The 17,290-nt window shown below is 47.3% G+C and carries 13 protein-coding genes and 1 pseudogene; 11 read left to right on the plus strand and 3 right to left on the minus strand.

Features of this window, described 5'->3' with window-relative positions; all coding sequences use genetic code 11:
* On the minus strand, positions 1–681 hold the full coding sequence (gene mutH / locus AC3CIC_RS02430; RefSeq protein ID WP_394211086.1) for a DNA mismatch repair endonuclease MutH: 681 nt from the start codon (positions 679–681) through the stop codon (positions 1–3).
* A gap of 630 nt (positions 682–1,311) precedes the next feature.
* On the opposite strand from mutH, the gene rppH reads away from it, so the two are divergent.
* From rppH to AC3CIC_RS02455, 5 genes are all read left to right on the plus strand, one after another.
* The gene (gene rppH, locus AC3CIC_RS02435; protein ID WP_026024019.1) at positions 1,312–1,839 is read left to right on the plus strand and encodes an RNA pyrophosphohydrolase; all 528 of its coding nucleotides are present in this window, start codon (positions 1,312–1,314) and stop codon (positions 1,837–1,839) included.
* Positions 1,840–1,860: 21 nt separating this feature from the next.
* Positions 1,861–4,119, plus strand: coding sequence for a phosphoenolpyruvate--protein phosphotransferase (gene ptsP, locus AC3CIC_RS02440; RefSeq protein WP_488515260.1), 2,259 nt, complete (start codon positions 1,861–1,863; stop codon positions 4,117–4,119).
* A gap of 10 nt (positions 4,120–4,129) precedes the next feature.
* Complete coding sequence (locus tag AC3CIC_RS02445; RefSeq protein ID WP_016961690.1) at positions 4,130–4,936, plus strand: sulfite exporter TauE/SafE family protein; 807 nt, start codon at positions 4,130–4,132, stop codon at positions 4,934–4,936.
* 13 nt (positions 4,937–4,949) lie between these two features.
* Positions 4,950–5,750, plus strand: a complete 801-nt coding sequence (gene lgt, locus AC3CIC_RS02450) for a prolipoprotein diacylglyceryl transferase (RefSeq protein ID WP_016961689.1) — start codon at positions 4,950–4,952, stop codon at positions 5,748–5,750.
* A gap of 93 nt (positions 5,751–5,843) precedes the next feature.
* Entirely contained in the window at positions 5,844–6,683 is an 840-nt protein-coding gene (locus AC3CIC_RS02455; RefSeq protein WP_017004585.1) for a thymidylate synthase, read from the plus strand.
* 244 nt (positions 6,684–6,927) lie between these two features.
* Here the strand turns inward: AC3CIC_RS02455 and AC3CIC_RS02460 are convergent, their stop codons facing one another.
* Complete coding sequence (locus AC3CIC_RS02460) at positions 6,928–8,073, minus strand: Na/Pi symporter (RefSeq protein ID WP_394211080.1); 1,146 nt, start codon at positions 8,071–8,073, stop codon at positions 6,928–6,930.
* Positions 8,074–8,495: 422 nt separating this feature from the next.
* On the opposite strand from AC3CIC_RS02460, the gene nhaA reads away from it, so the two are divergent.
* The 3 genes from nhaA to AC3CIC_RS02475 all read left to right on the plus strand — a co-directional run bounded on the left by nhaA (position 8,496) and on the right by AC3CIC_RS02475 (position 11,205).
* On the plus strand, positions 8,496–9,686 hold the full coding sequence (nhaA, locus tag AC3CIC_RS02465; protein WP_016961686.1) for a Na+/H+ antiporter NhaA: 1,191 nt from the start codon (positions 8,496–8,498) through the stop codon (positions 9,684–9,686).
* A 218-nt stretch (positions 9,687–9,904) separates the two neighbouring features.
* A complete protein-coding gene (gene nhaR / locus AC3CIC_RS02470; RefSeq protein ID WP_016961685.1) occupies positions 9,905–10,792 on the plus strand; it encodes a transcriptional activator NhaR in 888 nt (295 codons plus the stop codon).
* Between the two features lie 113 nt (positions 10,793–10,905).
* Positions 10,906–11,205 (plus strand): ArsR/SmtB family transcription factor, encoded by a 300-nt coding sequence (locus AC3CIC_RS02475; RefSeq protein ID WP_017005838.1) that lies wholly within the window; start codon positions 10,906–10,908, stop codon positions 11,203–11,205.
* A 74-nt stretch (positions 11,206–11,279) separates the two neighbouring features.
* Here the strand turns inward: AC3CIC_RS02475 and rpsT are convergent, their stop codons facing one another.
* Positions 11,280–11,540 carry a 30S ribosomal protein S20 gene (gene rpsT, locus AC3CIC_RS02480; protein WP_016961683.1) on the minus strand — a complete coding sequence of 87 codons (261 nt, stop codon included), beginning with the start codon at positions 11,538–11,540 and terminating at the stop codon, positions 11,280–11,282.
* A gap of 294 nt (positions 11,541–11,834) precedes the next feature.
* On the opposite strand from rpsT, the gene murJ reads away from it, so the two are divergent.
* The 3 genes and pseudogenes from murJ to ileS all read left to right on the plus strand — a co-directional run bounded on the left by murJ (position 11,835) and on the right by ileS (position 17,254).
* Complete coding sequence (gene murJ, locus AC3CIC_RS02485) at positions 11,835–13,394, plus strand: murein biosynthesis integral membrane protein MurJ (RefSeq protein ID WP_394211076.1); 1,560 nt, start codon at positions 11,835–11,837, stop codon at positions 13,392–13,394.
* A 62-nt stretch (positions 13,395–13,456) separates the two neighbouring features.
* Positions 13,457–14,398 carry a bifunctional riboflavin kinase/FAD synthetase gene (gene ribF / locus AC3CIC_RS02490; protein ID WP_016961681.1) on the plus strand — a complete coding sequence of 314 codons (942 nt, stop codon included), beginning with the start codon at positions 13,457–13,459 and terminating at the stop codon, positions 14,396–14,398.
* A gap of 25 nt (positions 14,399–14,423) precedes the next feature.
* Positions 14,424–17,254, plus strand: a pseudogene (ileS, locus tag AC3CIC_RS02495) (isoleucine--tRNA ligase).
* The last annotated feature ends 36 nt before the right edge of the window (positions 17,255–17,290 follow it).

Consider the following 17,290-nt stretch of genomic DNA (forward strand, 5'->3'; position numbering starts at 1 on the left):
TTACTCGCTATCTGACAATAAGAAATGTCGGGCGAGTATCCTTGCGGTGAATTGGGTTCGTAAGTAAAAGCCTCTTGGTAACGTTTTGATAGGTTGACCATTTGCTCCGTAAGCTTCAGTCTTCACTTTGCTGTTAGCCGCTTTCGGGCGTAGCTGCAAAAATTCACCGTGTTTTGCTGAAATCTCGTGGATCTTGCCTAGCACAATAAACTCCATTAACTCTTCCCAATCTGCCTTAAGTTGTTTCTCTTCCTCTTGTGATGGTTGCCAGATAAGCGGCATTCCAACGCGGCGTTCTGACACCGGGATTTCGCGTTCGCCTTCAACAGGCACCCACAACACTTTGGACAACTTATTGCGGATGTGGCTACTTTCCCATGTCAGTCCATGAACACCGGTTAGCGGCGCAACGCAGACAAAGGTGGTTTCTAGCGGTTTACCACTGTGGCTAATGGGGATCGATTTCAGCTCAATACCAAGATCCTGAAAATCTTGCTCTGGCTTGCTCCCAGCTGTCGCACCCAGACAGTTTTCCAACAACATACCGACCCAGCCTTTTTCACGACGAAGATCGGCAGGACAAGCAATGTCTCGTTGCGAAGCAAGCTCGCCAAGGGTAAATCCTGCCAGAGCATAAGCACGATCGAGCAATTCTTGTTCGGTTGTTGGCGCGGGGATCATGGGGCTATCCATTCAATGTTAATCGTCAGAACGCTATCAGCCAAACACTGAAAACACCAGTGTTTGTATGGGACTGACAATGGGATCACTCAGTGATGAGTATTTTCCAATGTTATCCACAAGGATCAAGCGATAATCATGACTCCCTAGTGTCATGGATGCATATACAGTGCTTTTAATGTGTTGATTATAGAGCGATCGTCCATTATTGATGAGGAAGTGTACGAATGGTGTGGGTAACTCTCATTTTGGTGGATCTTTGAGCACTTTAAGATCTTCTTGATTTTCCAAGGAGGAAATAGAATCTAGTTTGTTTTATTTTTCATTCAAAGCATTGATATTAAATATTTTATTTTGTATTTCTCAAGTGGGCGTAAAATCATGTATGGCTATCACATCATGCTTTATTGCCGTTTAAAAGGTGTTCTTCACAAATCTATCCACAGAAAGCGTGAATAAATGTGCGCTTGGTCTCATCAAGTTGTTTATAACTTATGGTGAGGGCTTGTTTTATCCCTAAAGGCGGTTGAACTCCCCAAAAAATGCGTTTCATACACAATGTTTGTTTACCACTGTGTACATAGTGTGAAAAAATCACTGTTAATAGAGATTTATATTTGAGGTCGTCCAGTGATAGATGGCGATGGTTACCGTCCTAATGTAGGGATAGTAATATGCAACAGCCACGGTCAGGTTCTCTGGGCTCGTCGATATGGACAACATTCCTGGCAATTCCCCCAAGGTGGTATTGATGACGGTGAAACGCCGGAACAAGCCATGTACCGAGAGTTATACGAGGAAGTAGGGCTCTCGAAAAAAGACGTAAAGATCCTGGCGACAAGTCGCCATTGGTTGCGATACAAGTTGCCAAAACGTCTGGTTCGTTGGGATTCAAAACCAGTGTGTATTGGGCAAAAGCAAAAATGGTTTTTGCTCAAGCTGGAATGTGACGAGTCAAAAGTGAACATGCAACGGAGTGGTACGCCAGAATTTGATGGTTGGCGTTGGGTCAGCTACTGGTATCCGGTCAGGCAGGTGGTGTCGTTTAAACGCGATGTTTACCGACGCGCAATGAAAGAGTTTGCAGCGATTGCGATGCCTTTTCGTGAGCGAAAAGTGAAGCGCAGTAAAGGTAAACGAGGCTCAGCTAAAAACTAAAGGAAGGCTTAGAGGGCGCCGATGCTGACGAAACTGCGAGATATCGTTAATAACGTGGCGTCATCCAGTGACGTTAAGCAAGCGCTCAATACTTTAGTGAGTGAGACCTGCTCTGCGATGGATACAGAGTGTTGCTCTGTTTACATCGCCGATCACGATCGCCAAGTCTATGAATTGATGGCCACCCAAGGCCTCAATGCGAAATCGCGTCGTGTGGCGCTGTCTTTCAACGAAGGTCTCATCGGTCTTGTTGGCCGTCGAGCAGAACCCATCAATCTTGCCTTTGCCAGTGGGCATGTCGACTTTAAACATTTCCCTGATATCGGTGAAGACGTTTTTAATGCGTTTCTTGGCACCCCAATCATTTATCGTCGTCAGATTCTCGGTGTGCTGGTTGTGCAGCAACGAGATTCCCGTCAGTTCAACGAAAGCGAAGAGTCTTTTCTTGTAACCTTAGCTGCGCAGTTGGCCGTGGTGTTTGCCCATGCTAAAGCGCAAGGCTTGTGGCCGAGCGATGTCAAAGGCTCTTTGCTATTGGAAGGTGCCGCTGCGTCTCCCGGTGTCGCAATTGCAAAAGCGTGGTGTGATGTTTCCCAGCCTCGCCTCGATCTTGTTTCTCCTGCTTCTTGTCTGGATAACCAAAAAGAGCGTGATCGCTTAGATGGTGCGTTAAGTGCTGCGATTTCTGATTTCCGTCGCCTGAGAAAGCGTTTTGACAATGAGTTGAATCAAGACACGCTGGCGATCTTCGATCTTTTTATCCATTTACTGAACGATCCTGTGCTTCGCAAAGCCATGAACGAGCACATTCAGCAGGGCGATCTCGCGGAGTGGGCAGTTAAGCAAACGATTGATTCTTTTGCTGAACGTTTCCAAAACATGTCCGATCCCTATCTACGTGATCGTGCTAATGACGTGAAAGAGCTTGGTCAGCGTTTGTTGTATTTCCTCGAGAATCAGGAAACCAAGCAGTGGAACCTTGATGAGCCCGTCATTTTGTTTGCCCGAGAGCTGACCGCGGCGATGTTGGCTGCCATTCCACGAGACTGCTTGGCAGGTGTGGTGGCAGAAGAGGGCGCGGTGAATGCGCATGCTGCAATTTTAGCGCGAGCATTAGGTATTCCTGCCGTGATGGGGGTGGAATTTAACCCACAAATCATTCACCAGAAAAAAGTGGTGCTGGATGGCTTTAAAGGTCGCGTGCTGGTTGAGCCCTCTGCGCACATTCTTAAAGAGTACAAGCGCCTTCGCGATGAAGAGCTGGAGCTGCAACAAGAGGTGGACAGTGCGTTTACTCGGCGCACAGAAACTGCAGATGGCGTGAGGGTGGAGATCCACCTCAATGCGGGGCTCAGTGCCGATACGAGTATTGCGATTAACCGTGGTGTTGACGGCGTGGGTTTATACCGAACGGAAGTGCCGTTCTTGATGCAACGCAGCTTTCCTTCAGAAGAGGATCAGGTAAAGCAGTACCAATCGATACTGGATTGCTACCCAAAGCAATCTGTCGTGATGCGAACACTCGACATTGGCGGAGACAAGCCGCTTCCTTATCTGAAAATCGAAGAAGACAATCCGTTTTTGGGTTGGCGAGGCATTCGTTTCACGCTCGATCACCCCGATATCTTCCTTATTCAAGTCAGAGCCATGCTGCGTGCCAGTATTGGGCGAGACAATCTCGCTATTCTTCTGCCGATGATTTCAGGGCTTTCGGAGCTACTAGAAGCAAAAGCGCTGGTGAATCGGGCATTTAATGAAGTGTCTGAAATAGCCGTGTCACAAGGGAAGAAACTCAACAAGCCGCGTCTTGGTATTATGGTTGAAGTGCCATCGGTGCTTTACCAGTTTGATGCAATTGCTCCGCATATCGATTTTCTGTCTGTCGGTACCAATGATTTGACTCAGTATCTGTTAGCAGTAGATCGAAACAATGCCCGTGTGGCGGACGTCTATGATACATTTCACCCTTCAGTGCTGGCTGTGCTTCACCAGATCTTGATGAGCAGCCAACGATTGAAGTTACCTGTGAGTGTGTGTGGTGAATTCGCGGGTGATCCCATAGGCGCTGCATTGCTGGTGGGTATGGGTTATCGACAGCTCAGTATGAATACGCGTAGCGTTGCCAAGATCAAATATGTACTTCGTCATATCCCGTCAGAGGCGTTGCAGAAACATGTTCTCGCGATGCAGCAGTTGTCTTTAACTGGCGAGATACGAAAAGCCTCAGAAGACTTTTTAGAACGTTATAGCTTGGGTGACCTCATCCGAGTCGGCAAATAGGAACATTTTCATGGTTGATGCCACCTTGTGGCTGTTCGGGGCATGCCTTGTACTCGGCAGCTGCGTCGGTTTGCTAGCAGGTTTGCTTGGCATTGGTGGTGGCTTGATCGTTGTGCCTGCGCTATCGGTACTTTTGCCGTGGGCGGGCATCACACCTTCATTGGTTATGCCAATGGCACTTGCCACATCGCTGGCCAGCATTGTTATTACTTCTTCTTCTTCCGCTTATACCCATTACCGTTTAGGCAATGTACTGCCTGCTGTTGTGCGAAGCCTGTTGCCCGGCGTATTGCTTGGCGGTTTATTGGGTAGCGCGATCGCCGATCGATTACCTGCGGAATACCTGCCTCGTGTGTTTGGCGTTATTGTGCTTTTGTTGGCGCTTCAAATGGCGCTGTCATTACGCGTTAAGCCCGCTAAGCCGTTCCCTTCGCCTGTAAGAAATGTGTTCAGTGGCGGTCTGATAGGCATGATTGCTAGCCTTGCGGGTATTGGAGGTGGGTCGCTGACTGTGCCTTACCTCAATTACTATGGCGTTGAAATGCGCCAAGCGATCGGCAGTGCCTCTTTATGTGGTGTTTTTCTCGCGCTAGCAGGTATGGCGGGTTTTATCTTTTTTGGGCTGACACAAACTGAAACCTTACCAAGGTTCAGCGTGGGATATGTTTACTTACCTGCGTTGATTGGTATTGTAGTCACCTCTGTTTTTACAACGCGATATGGAGCGAGGCTGACTTCACGGTTGCCGACGCCAATCATTAAACGTGTTTTTGCCGTGTTCTTGCTCTTGGTTGGGGCAAGTATGTTTTTAAGCTAAGGAAGACAACTCTATGTCTCTGACATTTCCCCAAATTGATCCCATCCTGATTGAAATTGGCCCGCTTGCGATTCGTTGGTACGGTTTAATGTATCTAGCGGGCTTTGCGTTTGCCCTTTGGTTAGCTAATCGTCGTGCTGACAAGGCTGGTAGTGGCTGGACACGTGATGAGGTCAGTGACTTACTGTTTGCGGGATTCTTAGGCGTTGTGCTGGGCGGGCGCATTGGCTATGTGCTCTTCTATCAATTTGATGCTTTCCTTGCTGATCCTATTTTCTTGTTCAAAGTGTGGACGGGCGGTATGTCTTTCCATGGTGGCTTGCTCGGTGTTATTACCGCCATGTTTTGGTTTGCACGCAAAACCAAGCGCACCTTTTTCACCGTGTCTGATTTCATTGCGCCGCTGGTACCATTTGGATTGGGCGCCGGACGACTGGGTAACTTCATCAATGGTGAACTGTGGGGACGCGCTACGGATGCACCGTGGGGCGTAATATTTCCTACGGGTGGTCCGATTGCGCGTCACCCTTCGCAACTGTATGAGTTCGCGCTTGAAGGTGTGGTGCTGTTCCTGATCCTTAACTGGTTTGCGCGTCATCCTCGTCCTGCTGGTGCAATATCAGGCTTGTTCTTGATTGGGTATGGTTCGTTCCGTTTTATCGTCGAATTCTTCCGTGAACCCGATGCGCACCTCGGCCTATTTGGTGATTGGATAAGCATGGGACAAATTTTGTCGACACCGATGATCATTGGTGGGGCACTCATGATGGTTTGGGCATATCGTCGCGCACAAAACGCGACCCGCTCGGCCTAATTTTGCATTCTTAAGCCGCAGCCTGTCTGCGGTTTTCTTTGTCTTTAATCTGCCATTCAGCCTGCTGGTGGATGGGTAATGTAAGGAATAGTCATGAAGCAGTATCTTGATTTGATGCAGGATATCATTGATAACGGCAGCGATCGTGGCGATCGCACGGGTGTGGGTACGCGATCTGTCTTTGGTCGACAGTTGCGTTTTGATCTCAGCGAAGGTTTCCCGATGCTGACGACTAAGAAGCTGTATACGCGTGCCATTATTCAAGAGTTGCTTTGGTTCTTAAACGGTGACACCAACATCAAGTATTTGCAGGACAACAATGTCAGTATTTGGGATGAGTGGGCGACAGAAAGCGGTGACCTTGGCCCTGTCTATGGCGCCCAATGGCGTTCGTGGGCGTGTCCTGATGGCTCTACTGTTGATCAAATTGCCGAGCTCATTGAGCAAATTAAAATCAAACCTAATTCACGTCGTCATATTATCACCGCATGGAATCCAGCAGATTTGCCGGATGAGAGCATAGGCCCTCAAGCCAATGTCGAACAGGGGAAAATGGCGCTGGCTCCTTGCCACTGTTTATTCCAGTTCTATGTGGCTGACGGAAAACTGTCATGCCAGCTATATCAGCGCAGTGCAGATTACTTCCTCGGTGTGCCATTCAATATCGCCAGTTACGCTTTGTTCACGCATATGATTGCGCAGCAATGTGATTTGGAAGTGGGAGATTTTGTGCATACCTTCGGTGATGTGCATCTTTATCATAATCATCTAACTGACGATATCGTCTATGAGCAGCTCAAGCGTGTGCCTGGCAACAAGCCGACGCTAACGATCGCACGTAAGCCTGACTCAATCTTTGATTACACGTTGGAAGACTTTGTTATCGAAGGGTATGACGCGCAGCCAAGCATTAAGGCGCCGATCGCGATTTAATCAGTCAGGTTTGAACAGCAAGTATTAAGAAGCCGGGGATTTCCCGGTTTTTTTGTGGGAAATAAAGCGCAGAGACTAGGAAGAGCAGGACTCAAATCCTAGGAAACGCATAAGCAAGTGCTTAATGTAGAAAATGCAGGTATCAACATATCGCAGTACCCAGTACCCAGTACCCAAGACCTGCTCTATTTTCCCCCAAAAAAAACGCCCGCATCAGCGGGCGTTTTATCGAATGTGTTTCGACTTACTGCGTCGCCACCATAACGATTGACGGAATTGCAATAAACACCAGACCAAGGTACGCAACCACAGCCAGCTTGCTCTTTGCTGCTGCATCACCCAGCTTCTCTGCACATTTCAACGGAATTTCACGCAGGAATGGCGTACCAAAGATAAGCAAAGTTGCTAACACGTTGAACACAAGGTGTACCAGCGCGATTTGCAGAGCAAATACCGCGTTAGGCCCCGTCACTGCTGTCGCGGCAAGCAGCGCAGTGATACAGGTACCGATGTTTGCACCAAGGGTGAAGGGATAAACATCACGCACCTTGAGAACATTGGTGCCAACCAAAGGAACCATCAAGCTTGTCGTTGTTGAAGAAGACTGAACCAGAATCGTCACTAAGGTGCCTGATGCGATGCCGTGCAGAGGGCCACGACCGATGGCATTGTGAAGAAGCTCTTTGGCACGACCAACCATTAGTTTGCGCATCAATTTACCCATCATGGTAATAGCGGCAAAGATCAATGCAATACCTAGGAAGATAAGCGCTACGCCACCCCAGTCACCAGGCAGTGAAGAGAACAGACCTTTCGTGCCGTTAACCAAAGGCTTCGTCAATGGACCCATGAAGTCCAGACCTTTCATGCTCAGGTTGCCATCAAACATTAGAGGTGCAACCAACCAGCTCGAAATTTTGTCTAACAGACCAAACATCATTTCCAAAGGAAGGAAAATGGAGACAGCCATTAAGTTAAAGAAATCATGAACGGTTGCGCAGGTGAATGCACGGCGGAATTCTTCTTTACAGCGCGCGTGGCCTAGGCTCACCAAGGTATTGGTTACGGTCGTACCAATGTTGGCACCCATAATCATAGGAATAGCTGTTTCGACTGGTAGGCCACCGGCAACCAGACCAACAATAATCGATGTGACTGTGCTTGAAGATTGGATCAGTGCGGTTGCAACGATACCGATCATCAGACCCGCTACAGGGTGAGAGGCGAATTCAAACAGGGTTCTCGCTTCGTCACCTGCCGCCCATTTAAAACCACTACCAACCATGGAAACTGCAACAAGCAGAATATAAAGCATCAGTGCCAGGTTGGCCCAACGTACCCAATTCTTAGAGCTGTTAATTGGAGCAGCAGTAGAAGCTTGGGATGTCATAAGGAAATCTCCGAGACAGTTGTATGTCAGATTTGTGTCAATGAATTAATCTGAGCGAATAGTAGGTAGGAAATATTTCACTAATATTACAGTTTTAATTCAGACTGCTGACCAATGATAAGAATAGGTGTAAAGCTACATGTTCATCCTGTTTTTTAATTAATAAAAACAATGATTTAATTATTTTTGTGTGGTGTTTTTCAAGTGGTTAAAAAGCGCCCAAACGCGCGATATTCATCGTAAAAGATGTCACATTGAGGGGCATTTATGACAGGGCTATGTTTCACACCACGAAAAAAGTGTCACTTTTTGGTGGAAACTTCGGATATTCCGAGGTTTAATCTCCAAAGAACCGATTTTTCTTTAATGATGATTGGTGACTAGACTAATAGGGATTACTTAATTTTAACGGAGTGCTTTAAATGACTGATGCGATTCGTCAGTTTATGAAGATGGAATCAGCCGGCGGTTTGGTGCTGATCATTGCTGCAATATTGGCGATTGTGATTGCCAACTCACCCTTGCAGCCGCTATATGATGGCGCTCTTCATAGCTATATAGCTGGTTTATCGGTCGCGCATTGGATCAATGATGGTCTGATGGCTATCTTCTTTATGCTGATCGGACTCGAAGTGAAAAGGGAACTCATTGAGGGTGCCCTTAATACGAAAGAAAAAGCGATTTTTCCTGCTATTGCTGCCGTAGGTGGCATGCTGGCACCTGCTTTGGTTTATTTGGCATTTAACTATTCAGATCCTGTGACCATAAATGGTTGGGCTATCCCTGCAGCAACAGACATCGCTTTCGCACTCGGCGTGATGGCATTGCTCGGTAAGCGTGTGCCTTTGTCTCTGAAAGTTTTCTTGCTCGCGCTGGCGATTATTGATGATTTAGGCGTCATTGTCGTGATCGCGCTGTTTTATAGCAGCGATCTTTCTATTACTGCGTTAGTGGTTGCCTTTATTTCTACCGCCGTATTGTTCTTAATGAACACCAAGAACGTCACTGGCGTGAAATGGTACTTGCTGGTTGGTGCAATTCTCTGGTTCAGTGTGTTGAAATCCGGCGTGCATGCGACGTTGGCGGGTGTGGTGCTTGGTTTTGCTATCCCTCTGGCGGGTGGCAAAGACGGAAAATCCCCGCTAAAAACGCTAGAGCATGCCATTCATCCCTACGCGGCATTTCTGATTCTTCCTTTGTTCGCATTTGCTAATGCGGGTGTCTCGTTGGAAGGTGTGTCACTGGCAAGCCTGACTAACATGCTGCCGCTAGGTATTGCGTTGGGTCTACTGATTGGTAAGCCGTTAGGTATTTTTACCTTCAGCTGGATTGCTGTAAAAACAGGTGTGGCGCGATTACCTGAAAACGTCAACTTTAAGCAAATCTTTGCGGTTTCACTGCTATGTGGTATCGGCTTTACGATGTCGATATTCATCTCTTCGCTCGCGTTTGTGGGTGTGGACCAAAGCTACATCACGTTCTCTCGATTGGGTATTTTGATTGGGTCTACGGTTTCCGCGCTTGCTGGCTACGCACTATTGAGTGCGGTACTGCCTAAATCACCAGCGGCGGAAGAAGATGGCGATGGGGAAAAAGTGAGTATTGATTATTAAAGCGTGTATTTCACTGCATCTTTGATAGCAGGACGGGTTGTGCTGACTCAAACTGGCTGTGTTAAACGCATCGAGTAAAGATGATCATTGAGGCAGAGTAGCATGTGAGGTAAGCATTATTGTGGCTCTAACCTCACTGAAGACAACCAGATCATGACCTAATCAAAAAGCGCCATCACTACGTCCTCGTGGTGAGGCGCTTTTTACGTTGAGAAGCTATGTCGCATTTAAACTACAACCACCTCTATTATTTCTGGATGGTCTGCAAAAAAGGCTCAGTCTCAAAAGCGGCTGAAGCATTGTTCCTGACACCGCAGACAGTAACCGGCCAAATACGGACCTTAGAAGACCGTCTGAACGGTAAACTGACTAAACGTTCAGGTAGGCATGTCGAACCAACTGAGCTCGGTCAGTTGGTTTACAAGTACGCTGACAAGATGTTCGGTATTAGCTACGAAATGTTAGATATCATTAACTATAGTCAGCGAGAGAATGAGCTATTTGATGTTGGCGTGGCCGATGCATTGTCGAAAAGCCTAGTGAGTCGTGTACTGCTAAAAGCGATTCCCGACGATGATGGTATTCACCTTCGTTGTTATGAATCGACCCATGAACTGCTTCTTGAGCAACTGAGGCAGCATAAGCTAGATATGATTTTGTCTGACTGTCCAGTGGATTCAAGTCAAAGCCCTGGATTGTTTAGCGTAAAGATAGGCGAAAGCATCATGAGCTTCTTTTGCTCAGGTGCTGTATCAAAAGAAAGATTCCCTGCCATAATTGAAGAACATAAGTTGCTCATTCCTGGCAGTCGGACAGCGATGGGACGCAAGCTGATGCACTGGTTTGATAGCCAAGGTATAACACCAACGATACTGGGTGAGTTTGATGATGCCGCATTAATGAAAGCTTTTGGGGCGAATCATCGGGCAATGTTTGTTGCACCAACGTTGTACTCGGCTGACATACTCGACTTGCCGGACATTCAAGAGATTGCCCAAGTAGAGGAATTAAAAGAAGAGTATTACGTTATATTTGCGGAAAGGATGATCCAACATCCTGCGGTAAAACGTATCTGTGAGGCTGACTTTAGCAAACTGTTCCATTAGTCTTACCTTATGAAATGGATTTCTTAAACGCAAGGCATTGTTGCTCATATGTTGAATGATACACTTAAATCAACGTGAACAACCTTTTAGATGTAGGTGAATAGGCAGTAAGTATGGAATTAAAACAAATGCAGGAAACTGGGCCCAAGGCAGTGCAATTGCTTAAAGCAATGGCAAATGAGCGCAGACTATTCATACTTTGTTATTTGCTGGAAGGGGAAATGTCTGTGGGGACGCTCAGTGATAAGCTTGAGCTGAGTCAGTCGGCTCTATCTCAACATCTGGCATGGTTGCGACGTGATGGCTTAGTGGCAACGCGTAAAGAGGCACAGACGGTTTACTACTCATTGAAGAGCATTGAGGTGCAGACCATTATGATGACCTTGCATCAACTCTATTGCAAAGACAAATAAGCGACGCGGTAGGAAATAGAAATAAAAAAAACCGGCTTTAGGCCGGTTTTTTTTATTTCAAATCTTAGCGCTTATTACAGAGCTTTGATTTGAGCAACTAGGCTAGCTTTATGACGAGCGGCCTTGTTCTTGTGGATAAGGCCTTTAGTAGCCATACGGTCAAGAATAGGTTGAGCTTCAGCAAATGCTTTAGTAGCTGCTTCTTTATCACCAGCTGCAATAGCGGTGATGGTTTTTTTCAGATAAGTGCGCATCATTGAGCGACGGCTTGCATTGTGCTGACGGCGCTTCTCAGATTGGATTGCACGCTTCTTAGCAGATTTGATATTCGCCAAGGGTCTAACTCCCAAATCTTATATTCGGTGACAATTTAAGGCCGAGGAATATGCCCCGTTTTACCCTAGTTGTCAATTCATTTGTGCAATAATCCGCCGCATTGCCATTGCAATGGCATGTGACGAACATCGCGGTTAATATGGCGGCAGATTCTACCAGCATTCTCAGTATGAAGTAAGCCTTTTATCTGTCTTTTCGCAGTTGCCACAACGTCTAAAACTCAATAAAAAAAGACGTGTTAACATCAGCGGTCGAATGCATCTTACTTTATTTTTCGTATTAAGGGGTTACAGGTGTCAAAGCGATTGCTTCGATCGGGGATGATTGTCAGCTTTATGACCATGGTATCGCGTGTCATGGGTTTGGTTCGTGATGTTGTTATTGCGAACCTTATGGGCGCTGGCGCCGCCGCAGATGTTTTCTTTTTTGCTAACAAAATCCCTAATTTTTTGCGTCGGTTATTCGCCGAAGGTGCTTTTTCGCAAGCTTTTGTGCCTGTACTTGCTGAGTATCAGGCCAGTGATGACAAAAACAAAACACGTGAATTAATTGCCTATGTTTCAGGCACATTAGGTGTGTTGGTCACTGTTGTGACGGTGATTGGTGTCATCGCATCGCCAGTGATTACCGCACTTTTTGGTATGGGGTGGTTTGTTGATTGGTGGAATGATGGCCCGTCGGCATATAAATTTGAATTGGCATCACTGGTACTAAAAATCACGTTTCCCTATCTGTGGTTTATTAGTTTTGTGGCGTTAGCGGGTTCAATTTTGAACACCCTTGGCCGTTTTGCAGTTTCGTCCTTTACGCCAGTATTTCTCAATATTGCGATGATTTCAGCCGCGATCTGGATAGCACCCAGCATGGATCAGCCCGAAGTCGGATTGGGTATTGGCGTTTTTCTGGGTGGTTTGATTCAGTTTGCGTTTCAGATCCCATTTCTTTATCGCGAAGGCATGCTTGTCCGCCCTAAATGGGGCTGGAAACATCCCGGTGTGGTGAAAATTCGCACCTTGATGATCCCTGCGCTGTTTGGTGTGTCGGTAAGTCAGATTAATTTGTTGCTGGATACATTTATTGCCAGCTTCTTAGCAACAGGCTCCATCAGTTGGTTGTATTACTCAGACCGTTTGTTGGAGTTTCCTCTGGGTTTGTTCGGCATCGCGATCGCAACGGTGATCTTGCCAGCGTTATCCAAAAAGCACGTTGAACAAACATCGGGGCAGTTTGCTAGCACCATGGACTGGGGCATTCGCATGGTGCTGCTTTTGGGCGCTCCTGCGATGATTGGCATGATGATATTGGCCAAACCCATGCTGATGGTGTTGTTCATGCGTGGTGAATTTGGTGTGGATGATGTCAACGCCGCGTCATTGTCGCTGGTTGCCTATTCATCAGGTTTGTTGAATTTTATGCTCATCAAGGTACTCGCCCCAGGATATTACGCACGTCAAGATACCAAAACACCCGTTCGATACGGCATTATTGCTATGGTTAGTAACATGGTCTTTAACCTAATATTTGCATACTTCTATGGCTATGTGGGGCTGGCAATGGCAACGGCACTCTCAGCGCTGATTAATGCAGGTTTGTTGTATCGCGGACTGCACAAGCAGGGGGTTTATCGCATTAGCAAAGAGACGGTGATCTTTACGTTACGTTTGATGATCGCGGTGGTGCTGATGGGGGGCCTGATTTTGGGATTGATGCCAGAAAATGACCGCTGGTTGGCAATGGATTTGTGGCAGAGAATTTATATGCTGTCAGGAATAATTGGCGCAGGTGCAGTCACTTACCTCGTATCATTACTGGTTTTGGGTCTAAGACCCCATCAACTTCGCATAGAAGGCTGATTGATTGAGGCGATTAGTATATAATCCGTCGGTTTTTTTGAGGGGAAAGCAGTTTTAGCACTATGGAATTGATCCGAGGTATTCATAACATCCGAGACAGGCACCGTGGATGTGTACTGACTATCGGCAACTTTGATGGTGTGCATTTGGGGCATCAAAAAGTGCTAAAACGCGTGGTTGAAAAAGCACGTGGGCTAGGGCTGCCATCAACCGTGATGGTATTTGAACCTCAACCAAGAGAACTGTTCTCCCAAGAGCAAGCTCCCGCTAGACTGACGCGTTTGCGTGATAAGTACACCCAGTTAGCCAAATTGGGCGTTGAGCGTCTATTGGTGGTGAATTTCAATGCGAAGTTTGCAGCCATGACACCGTATGACTTTGTTCATCGCTTGTTGGCTGAACAATTGGGTGTTAAGTTTCTCGTGGTCGGCGATGACTTTCGCTTTGGCGCTGAGCGTCAGGGCGATTTTTGTTATCTGCAAGATGAAGCGCGGAGTGTAGGTTTTGAAGTGGTCAGCACTCAAAGCTTTACCGTTTCTACGCAGCGTGTGAGTAGCACCGCTATCCGAAATGAATTGGCGGATGGTAATCAGTTAGCTACTGAGGACATGCTCGGCAGACCCTACAGCATCAGTGGGCGAGTCTCACACGGTAAAAAATTGGGGAGGACGATTGGCTTCCCGACTGCCAATGTGCCATTGAAACGCCGAGTGACACCCGTGTCCGGTGTCTATGTTGTCAAGGTTGGCGGTATCGAAACAAACCAATGGCTAGGCGGTGTGGCTAACGTCGGCACTCGGCCAACAGTTAACGGTGTGCGTCAACAACTTGAAGTGCATCTTTTCGACCTTGAGGAAGATCTCTATGGTCGACATATCGAAGTCCAGCTTCTTCATAAGCTACGTGACGAGATGAAATTCGGCTCGCTTGACGAGTTGAAAGCCCAAATTGAACTTGATGCTCAGACAGCGCGTGCATGGTTGTCTGAGCCGTCTAATAAATAATGTCCATATACGGAATGAACAATCAATGAGTGACTTTAAAGATACCTTAAACCTGCCGGAAACCGCGTTTCCGATGCGAGGTAATCTTGCTCAGCGCGAGCCACAAATGCTTAAGCGTTGGTATGAGGAAGATCTTTACGGCGAGATCCGTAAAGCGAAGAAGGGTAAGAAATCCTTCATTTTGCATGACGGCCCTCCGTATGCGAATGGCAATATTCACATTGGTCACTCAGTAAACAAAATTCTTAAAGACATTATTGTTAAGTCTAAAACGCTGTCTGATTTTGACGCGCCTTACATCCCTGGTTGGGATTGTCATGGTTTGCCAATTGAACTGATGGTTGAGAAGAAAATCGGTAAGCCAGGCCAAAAAGTGTCTGCTGCTGAGTTTCGTCAAAAATGCCGTGAGTATGCCGCCAAGCAAGTTGAAGGCCAGAAAGCTGACTTCAAACGTCTAGGCGTATTGGGCGAGTGGGACAAGCCCTACTTGACCATGGACTTCGATACCGAAGCCAACATCATTCGTGCACTGGGCAAAATTGCTGGCAATGGTCACTTACACAAAGGTTTCAAACCTGTTCACTGGTGTACAGACTGTGGCTCCGCATTGGCAGAAGCAGAAGTAGAATACGAGAACAAAGTGTCACCATCGATTGATGTGATGTTCCGTGCCACGGACGAAGCGGCTGTGCTGTCTAAGTTTAACTTGGCGGAAGGTCATGAAGGTCACGGCGATGTGTCTATCGTTATCTGGACCACAACACCTTGGACGCTGCCAGCTAACCGTGCGGTTGCTGTCGCTAGTGCACTGGAATATGTGCTGGTTCAGGTAGAAGGTGAAACACCACGTCGTTTGATCATGGCTGCAGAACTTGTGAAGTCAGTGATGGATCGTGTCGGTATCGAACACTTCCATAATCTGGGTTTCTGTAATGGTGATGCGTTGGAGTTATTGCGCTTCAACCACCCGTTCTACAACTTTGATGTGCCAGTTGTTTGCGGTGAACACGTAACGACTGAATCAGGTACAGGCGTGGTTCACACCGCACCGAAGGCCACGGTCAAGAAGACTTTGTTGTTGGTCAAAAATACGGACTAGAAGTCGCAAACCCTGTTGGCAGCAACGGCGTTTACCTGCCAGACACTGAGCTGTTTGCGGGTCAACACGTTTTAAAAGCTAACAACAACGTGATTGACGTGCTGAAAGAGCACGGTGCATTGCTGCATCATCACGCGTTTGAGCACAGCTACCCGCATTGCTGGCGCCATAAAACGCCGATCATTTTCCGTGCAACCCCGCAGTGGTTTATCTCAATGGAGAAAGCGGGTCTGCGTGCGAAAGCGCTGGAAGAGATCAAAAATGTACAGTGGATCCCTGAATGGGGTCAAAACCGTATTGAATCGATGGTAGATGGTCGCCCTGATTGGTGTATCTCTCGTCAACGCACTTGGGGCGTACCCATTGCTTTGTTTGTTCATAAAGAAACATCAGAGCTGCACCCAAATACGGTTGAATTGATTGAGCAAGTGGCTCAAAAAGTTGAACAATCAGGCATTCAAGCTTGGTGGGATCTTAACATCGACGAGCTGCTTGGCGACGATGCAGCGCATTACGAAAAAGTGCTGGATACGCTGGATGTATGGTTCGATTCAGGCGCAACGCACTACGCGGTTGTGAATCAGCGTCCTGAATTTAACGGTCACGAAGCGGACATGTACTTGGAAGGTTCTGATCAACACCGTGGTTGGTTCCAATCATCACTGCTAACGTCAGTGGCGATTAAAAATCACGCCCCTTACAAGCAAGTGCTGACCCACGGTTTCACCGTTGATGGTCAGGGCCGTAAGATGTCGAAGTCGATCGGTAATGTGGTTTCACCACAAGAAGTGATGAACAAACTGGGTGGTGACATTCTGCGTTTGTGGGTTGCTTCAACAGACTACACCGGTGAAATGACGGTGTCTGATGAAATCCTAAAGCGTAGTGCTGACGCTTACCGTCGTATCCGTAACACGGCGCGTTTCCTTCTGGCGAACCTTAATGGTTTCAACCCAGAAACGGACATGGTTGCTGCACAAGATATGGTGATCGCTGATCGCTGGGCGGTAGGTAAAGCACTAGAAGCGCAAGAAGAAATGCTGAAAGCATTTGAAGAGTGTAACTTCCACCAAGTCACACAGCGTTTGATGCAATTCTGCTCGGTTGAGATGGGTTCATTCTATTTGGACATCATCAAAGACCGTCAGTACACCGCGAAAGCAGGTGGTCTCGCACACCGTAGCTGTCAAACAGCCTTGTTCCATATCATGGAAGCTCTGGTTCGCTGGATGGCACCTATCATGTCGTTCACAGCGGATGAAATCTGGAACGAGATGCCAGGTAACCGTGCTAAGTACGTATTCACAGAAGTATGGTACGACGGTCTGTTTGGTTTGAGCGATGACGAGCAACTGAACAACGCGTTCTGGGCGGAATTGCTTCGCGTACGTGGTGCGGTCAACAAAGTGTTGGAGCAAGCACGTAACGACAAGAAAATTGGTGGCTCACTTGAAGCGGAAATCACGCTTTATGCAAACCCTGAGTTCGCTGCTAAATTGCAAGCCATGGGTGATGAACTGCGTTTTGTTCTGTTGACGTCGAAAGCCGTTGTGGTTGCGACGGATGCCGCACCTGAATCAGCCGTTGTCACTGATGTTGATGGGCTGGCGGTTGTCGTTGAGAAATCAGAAGCGGCGAAGTGTGAACGTTGCTGGCACCATGTGCCTGATGTGGGCACGATTGCAGGGCACGAAGAACTTTGTGGCCGTTGCGTGAGCAACATCGATGGTGAAGGCGAAAACCGTCAATTCGCGTAATTGCGGGTTCGTTTAATCACACAGTAGCAAAGACAA

Source organism: Enterovibrio sp. QJM3NY_24 (genome assembly GCF_057786035.1).